The organism is Stenotrophomonas sp. HMWF003 (assembly GCF_003061285.1).
In the GTDB taxonomy this organism is placed as follows: Bacteria; Pseudomonadota; Gammaproteobacteria; order Xanthomonadales; family Xanthomonadaceae; genus Stenotrophomonas; species Stenotrophomonas maltophilia_AP.
On the sequence record NZ_QAIW01000234.1, the window covers coordinates 1,378 to 7,752 of the forward strand.

Sequence of the window (6,375 nt, forward strand, 5' to 3'; positions counted from 1 at the left end):
GATTGCCGCCGTGGTGGCGATGATCGACGGCCGGCTGCTGCGCTCCTCCGGTTTCCTGCTGGTGGCGGCGGTGCTGACCCTGTTCGGCCTGATCCATTCGGTGGACCCGCGCGGCGGCATCTACCTGCCGTGGCAGCTGGTCGGATTGCCCAAGCTCATCATGTGGCAGTTCGCCGGGGCCTACGTGGCGCTGGCCGGGCTGCTGGCACTGCTGTCGCTGCAGAAGCAGCCGCGCGTGGATCACGACCCACGGTCGTGATCTACCGGTCGCCGTCCAGTTCCGGGTAATGGCGGAAAATGCCGTTGGTGTTGAACGCCAAACGGCGGTCGGAGGCCAGGTAGGCGGCGATGTTCGGTCGCCGCTCCACCCGGTCCTTGAGCGCGCGCAGCAACGGCAGGGTGGGCCACAGTGCCTGCATGCGCCGCGGGAACATGTAGTCCAGCCCGCTCAGCAGCTGGAACAGCGACAGGTCCACGTACGAATGCTCGCGCAGCGGATGACGCTCCCCGTTGTCCTTCAGCACAGCCTCGAAGTACGCCAGGAATTTCGGTAGCCGCTCGGCACGCATCGCCTCCGCACGTGCCTTCGCCTCGTGCTTCTGGTCTTCGTAGTACTTCGATGCGGCAATCGGGTGGTGGGTGTCGTGCACTTCGGCGACCAGGTCGGCGATGGTCAACTGCAGCAGCAGTGCCTGCTGTCGACGGGACGCCGCTTCGGGCACCAGGCCCAGTTCCGGCGCGAGGTGATCAAGGATCGCGCCGACCTGGGCAATCACCTGCCGGCCACTTTTCAGGAACGGCGGTGCGAAGGGGCGCAGGCCTTCTTCCTTGCCCTGCAGGAACGGCTGCATCACCGCGTCGCCATGCACGCGCGCCATGTCGGTGTAGGCCGCCCCCGCATCTTCCAGCGCGAGCCGGATGAACTCGCCACGGCCCTGGATGCCGGTCCAGTAGTACAGCTCGTAATGCATCACGGTGCTCCACAAGAACAGTGCACAGCATCGGCGCGCGCATGCAAAGCGGGCGTGAGCGTGGAGTGGTTGACGTGGCAGCGGTTCATCGCGGCTGCGGGATGATGCGGTGTCAACGCGCATGCTGCGGCCCTGCAGGTGCGCGGGGAACCCCGTCCGATGGCGGGGCTCATACGGTGTCCAGGCACGTGAAACGCGAGGTACGGCAACATGCAGAAGAGCGGAAAGGCGATCTGGCCGTGGGTGTTGGGTGTGGTGGTGATTGGCGGTGCGGGAACGTGGTTGTTCAGCGATACCCTGCGCGGTCTTGTCGATGACGTACAGGTGCCGGTGCAGACGCCCGCGGCGCAGCGTGCGGGCACGAAGAGACCGCCCGTTCCTGCATCCCCTGCGGCCCCTGCGCCGCCTTCCATCCAGCACCCGGTCGATCCCCGCGATGCGGCCGATCCGGCACTGCCCGCGCTGGCCGACAGTGATGGGCCGGTGTTCGACGCACTGGCGGCGCTGTTCAACGGCGACGGTGCACTGGCACTGCTGCTGCGCGACCATCTGGTCCAGCGCGTGGTGACCCACATCGACAATCTCGACAAGCCCAGCGTGCCGACGCCCGCGATGGCGGTGCGTGCGCTGCCGGGCAGCCTGCAGGTCGACACCGTGGAGGGCACCACGCACATCGCCGCAACCAACGCCGCGCGCTACGCCCCCTACGTGACGGCGTTCACCGCGTTGGACGCGGCTGCCGCGGGCAAGGCCTATGTGCGCGTCTACCCGTTGCTCCAGCAGGCGTATGCAGACCTGGGACAGCCCGACGCGTACTTCAATGACCGCGTAGTGGCGGTGATAGACCACCTGCTACAGACGCCGGAGCCGCCGCGGCCGTTGGCGGTGACACGCGACGAGCGCGGTCGCTATCGCTTCGTCGATCCTGCGTTGCAGTCCCGCTCGGTGGGGCAGAAGCTGCTGCTGCGCATGGATGCCGCGCAGGCGCGCGCGGTGAAGCAACAGCTGCGGGCACTCCGCGCGGTGCTCAGTCGCGGTTGATGGCGGCTACAGGGCGCGCAGGAACGCTTCCAGATCCTGCAGCTCCTGGCGGCTGAGTCCGCGCGGGCGCAGCAGCGGGTCCGGTTGCGGGAACGGCGGCGCGTCGGCAGCAGGCACTGCCGGCGCGCGTGGCTTGCCGCCGCCCACGTTGTAGAACGCCAGCACGCCGTCCAGCCGCGGCAACAGGCCGTTGTGCATGTAGGGCGCAGTGTTGGCCACCCCGCGCAGCGAGGGTGTGCGGAAGCGACCGCTGTCGGCGGGATCGCCGGTCACCTCGTAGCGGCCCAGGTCCTGGCGCGCGCGCCCGTGGAAATGCAGGCCCAGGTTGTGGAAGCCGTTGTCGGTCAGCGCCCGTCCGCTGTGGCAGTTCATGCACCCGGCGCGCGTGCGGAACAGGTGCAGGCCGCGCAGCTGCGCGTCGTCCAGCGCGCTGGGCTGGCCGCCGAGGAAGCGGTCGAAACGGTTACGGGTGGGGGCCAGGCTGCGCTCGAACGCGGCGATGGCCTGGGCCAGCTGGCGGGTATCCACGCGGTCGTCGCCGAACACGGTGGCAAAGGCGGTGCGGTAGTCGGCATCGGCGCGCACGCGGGTTGCCGCGTCCTCGGCACGGAAGGCCATCTCCTTCGGGTCGGCGATCGGCGCCAGCGCCTGGTCTTCCAGCGTGGCCGCGCGACCGTCCCAGAACAGCGTGTGTGCGTAACCGGCCATCGCCACGCTGGGGGCATTGCGGCGACCGGGTTGTCGGTCGTGGCCGAACGACACGCGCCGGCCATCGGCGAAGCCGAGGTCGCGTTCGTGGCAGGTGGCGCAGGCGATCTGCCCCGAGCGCGACAGGCGTGGGTCGTTGAACAGGCGCTGGCCCAGGGCGACCTTCGCCGGCGTGGTCGGGTTGTCGCGCGGTTCGGGCGGTGGCCCCAACGGGGCCAGTTCCTGCCACACCACGCCCGGCGCCACCTCTGGTGCCGGCCAGCCTGCACTGGGACCGCTGTAGAGCGCACGCAGGCACGCCGGGTCCGGGCGCGCCGGCAGGACGGCCGGGCAGGGGGTGTCGCGCGCGGGCAACGGCATGCCCGTGCCGCCCAGGAGCAGGGCGGCGACAAGCAGGATCAGGCGTGCAGGGCGGTGACGTGGCATCAGCTGGATGGACCGCCGCAGGCCGCGACGGCCATGCCCTCAGAATGAATAGCCCAGCTCCAGCCAGAAGCTGCGACCGGGTTCATAGAAGATGCTGCCCGCCGCGGCGGTTGCGGCCGTGCCCACGTTGGCGCGATTGAGTACGTTCTGGACCTCCACCCGCGCATACGCTTCCTGCTGCTGCGGCAGCGCCAGGCGGTATTCCAGGGTCGCATCCCAGCTCCAGGTGCCGGAGAACGTACGGCTGGTCAGGGTGGGCGCTGTAACGCCGTCGATGGTCTGTGCCGGACCGGTGGTGAAGCCCTCGAACCCCGCGCGGTAGCGGAAGAAGTTGTTCCAACTCAGGCCCAGCGCGGGGATCTCGGTGCGCGTGCTCAGGCGCGCGCTCCATGGCCGCAGGAACTGCGAGGCAGGCAGTTCATGCCGATACATGAGCGTGCCGTCCAGGCGCACCAGCTCGAACATGTCCAGGGCATCTTCGTAGCTGTTGTAGTTGCGCTTGACGTCGGTGCGGTCGGCCGAGAGCTGGACGCTGTTGCGCGTGCCCATCACCTCCCAGGGCTGCTGCGACGCGATGGATGCGGTCCAGATCTCAGCATCGCTGCGGCCGCCATTGGTGAACTCGTAGGTGTTGAGGTTGTAGAGGGCGCGGTCGGGGTCGTCGACCTTGCGCCGCAGGATGTCCTTGCGGGTCGCACGATTGACGTACTTCAGGTTGAACACCAGGCCGGCAGCCCGCTGGTCGATGCCGAGCGTCCACTCGTCGGTGTACGGTGAGTCGATGTCACGCAGGCGGTTGGTGGCCACATTCCAGGTGCGGGCGGCATCGTCCCACGACGTACGCGCGCTGCGGCGAACCAGGGTCTCACGCAGGCGGTCGCGGCCGTCGCGCAGCAGGTAGCTGTAGAAGCTGCGGCCGTAATACCGGTTGATGCCGGCATTGAGCACCGTGCGCTGGTCACCCCGTACGTCCCAGGCCGCCGCCAGACGCGGCGACAGTGTGGTCTGGCTCCAAATGGTATTGCGGTCCAGGCGCAGGCCGGGACGGAGGCTCCAGTTTCCCACCCGGATGTCGTCCTGCAGCCAGGCTTCGTACTCTTCTCCGCTGACCTCGAAGCGCCCGGCGTGGTAGCGCTGCTGTTGGGTGAAGTATTGGCCGGCCGCACCGCTGCGCAGCGGCGACAGCGAGCAGCTGAAGGTATCCACGGTGCCATCGGACAGGGTGCAGCTGCTGGTCACGCCGGTGGACAGGTACACCGAATGATCGTTCAAACGTTCGTAGCTGCCGTCCCGGCGCTGCACGCCCAGGCCCAGCTGCACGCGGTGCTCGGTGGTGCCGATCGAGAAAATCTCACGATCCACCACCATGCGGTAGCCGATGCGGCGGTCCCGCTGGTCGATGTTGCCGTAGCTGCCTTCGGAGCTGATGCCGGTGGGGCTCCAGTTGAATGCGTCGGAGCTGGCCCAGTTGCGCATGTAGTCCAGGTCGCTGCGCCGCGAGCTTTCCACGTCGCTGTAGTTCAACGTAGAGCGCAAGGTCCACGGGCCGTGGGACCAGTTGGCGCGCAGGCTGGCCGTAGGGCCGCCGGACCGGATGTCAAACCACGAATCACGCCCGTTCATGATGTAGTAGCGGTCATCGGTGGGCGCGTAGGACACGTTGGCAGCCAGCTCCAGGCCGTCATCGTTGTTCCAGTCCAGGGCAATGCTGGCGCTGGTGTTCTGCCGGGTCTGGGTCTTCTGGTTGACGTCATCGCCCGTGGAATCGCGGCCGCCGGAATAGGCGCGCAGCGGAATGTCCGAGTGGCTCCGGGTAACCGTGCCGATGATGCCCAGCCCGAACGACGTGCGGCCTTCCAGGCGCGCGCCCACGCGGTATTTGTCGTACTGCGGTTGGTAGGCGAACGTGGCCGATTCTTCGTAGCTGTCCTGCTGGGCATCATTGGCGATGATCTGGTCCCACGCCGAGCGCGCCATGCGCATCCACACCTTGCCGTGCAGGGCATCGCGGGCCTTGCGGCTGCGTGCATCGACCACGCCGCCGGTGAAACCACCGTAGCTGGCCGGGACGTTGGCGTCATACACCGTCAGCGATTCCAGCAGGTCCACGTCGACGGCAATGCCCTGGCTTGCGCTGGGCACGTCCACGGCGTTGTTGACGTTGCTGGGGCTGTCTGCGTTGACCGCCGGATCGATGTCATTGTTGATCGTCGCGCCATCTAGCAGGAACAGGTTCTGGTAGTAGGGCGCGCCGTTGATGGAGAAATCGTCCGGGCGGATCTCGCCCATGTTGCGGCTGCTGCGGCCGGTATCGTTGAACTGCACGGCCGGGTTGCTGCGTAATGCGGTAGCGATGTCGCCGTTGCCTTTCACCTGGGCCTGCAGCGCGTCGGCATCCAAGGTCATGCCCTGGCCATAGGGCAGGGGCTGCGGCAGATAGGTGCCCGGGGCGGAGGTGCCCACGCGCAGCGGCGCGGTCACGCGCGGTCCGGCCACTTGATGCACGGTGTAGCTGCCGTCGTCCCGACGCTCGGCGCGCAATCCGGTCCCCTGCAGCAGGGCGGCAAAGCCGGCCTCCACGCCAAGGCCGTCGGCGATGAGCGGCGCCAGGCGCCCCTGGGTCAGGGCAGGGTCGAAGGACAGGGCCACGCCGTGGCGCGCGGCGAAGGTGCCCAGCGCGCTGCCCAGCGGCGTGCTACCGCGCAGCACCGTGGTTTCGGTCACGGGGGCGGTCTGGGCGAAGGCCGGGCTGGCCACCAGCGCCACGGCCAGCAGGCTGAGGCGGAAACGGGTTCGGATCACAGGCATGGGAGAGGCCGACGGAAAAGGGGTTCATCTCCTTTGCCACCCGACATCGATAAAAGTGTCATTCGCGCTTTTCCGCAGCGCGCAGACGGATGGCCAGGCCGTGTTCCACCTGCACCGGACAGGTGTCCGCCAACATCGACAGGCTGCGGTCCAGGTCATCCAGCGGGAAGGCACCGGAAACCGGAAGCGCTGCAATCGCGGGATCCACCCGCAGCCAGCGGTGGTGGTAGCGCCCCAACTCGGCCAGCAGTGCCTGCAGGGGCAGGCTGTCGGCCACCAGCATGCCCTGCGTCCAGGCGTCGCTGCCGGCGGGGGCGGGCAACGGCGCCGGCAACTCCGTGGCGTGCCAGCGCACCTGCTGCCCCGCTTCCACGCGTCGACTGGCGGTGTCGGCCGTGACCTGCACGGCCCCCTCCTGCAC

Annotated in this window: 4 protein-coding genes and 2 pseudogenes; 2 read left to right on the plus strand and 4 right to left on the minus strand. The window is 68.3% G+C overall.

Going from position 1 to position 6,375, the window contains the following annotated elements; translation table 11 throughout:
- Positions 1–259 (plus strand): annotated as a pseudogene (locus DBR34_RS22515) (hypothetical protein); the annotation flags it as partial.
- Position 260: 1 nt separating this feature from the next.
- Here the strand turns inward: DBR34_RS22515 and DBR34_RS09620 are convergent.
- Positions 261–971: a glutathione S-transferase gene (locus tag DBR34_RS09620; protein WP_128096618.1), complete on the minus strand. Its 711-nt coding sequence runs from the start codon at positions 969–971 to the stop codon at positions 261–263.
- 210 nt (positions 972–1,181) lie between these two features.
- Here DBR34_RS09620 and DBR34_RS09625 point away from each other — a divergent pair, with 210 nt between their 5' ends.
- The gene (locus tag DBR34_RS09625; protein ID WP_128096619.1) at positions 1,182–2,012 is read left to right on the plus strand and encodes a DUF3014 domain-containing protein; all 831 of its coding nucleotides are present in this window, start codon (positions 1,182–1,184) and stop codon (positions 2,010–2,012) included.
- A gap of 6 nt (positions 2,013–2,018) precedes the next feature.
- On the opposite strand, the gene DBR34_RS09630 is transcribed toward DBR34_RS09625, so the two are convergent.
- From DBR34_RS09630 to DBR34_RS21755, 3 genes and pseudogenes are all read right to left on the minus strand, one after another.
- Positions 2,019–3,146: a cytochrome c peroxidase gene (locus DBR34_RS09630; RefSeq protein WP_128096620.1), complete on the minus strand. Its 1,128-nt coding sequence runs from the start codon at positions 3,144–3,146 to the stop codon at positions 2,019–2,021.
- A gap of 39 nt (positions 3,147–3,185) precedes the next feature.
- Positions 3,186–5,954: a TonB-dependent receptor gene (locus tag DBR34_RS09635; RefSeq protein WP_128096621.1), complete on the minus strand. Its 2,769-nt coding sequence runs from the start codon at positions 5,952–5,954 to the stop codon at positions 3,186–3,188.
- A gap of 58 nt (positions 5,955–6,012) precedes the next feature.
- Positions 6,013–6,375: pseudogene (locus DBR34_RS21755) on the minus strand (hypothetical protein); the annotation flags it as partial.

Coding starts and splice junctions, on each gene's coding strand:
- DBR34_RS09625 (WP_128096619.1), top strand. CDS start 1,182: ATGCAGAAGAGCGGAAAGGCGATCTGGCCGTGGGTGTTGGGTGTGGTG.
- DBR34_RS09630 (WP_128096620.1), bottom strand. CDS start 3,146: ATGCCACGTCACCGCCCTGCACGCCTGATCCTGCTTGTCGCCGCCCTG.
- DBR34_RS09635 (WP_128096621.1), bottom strand. CDS start 5,954: ATGCCTGTGATCCGAACCCGTTTCCGCCTCAGCCTGCTGGCCGTGGCG.
- DBR34_RS09620 (WP_128096618.1), bottom strand. CDS start 971: ATGCATTACGAGCTGTACTACTGGACCGGCATCCAGGGCCGTGGCGAG.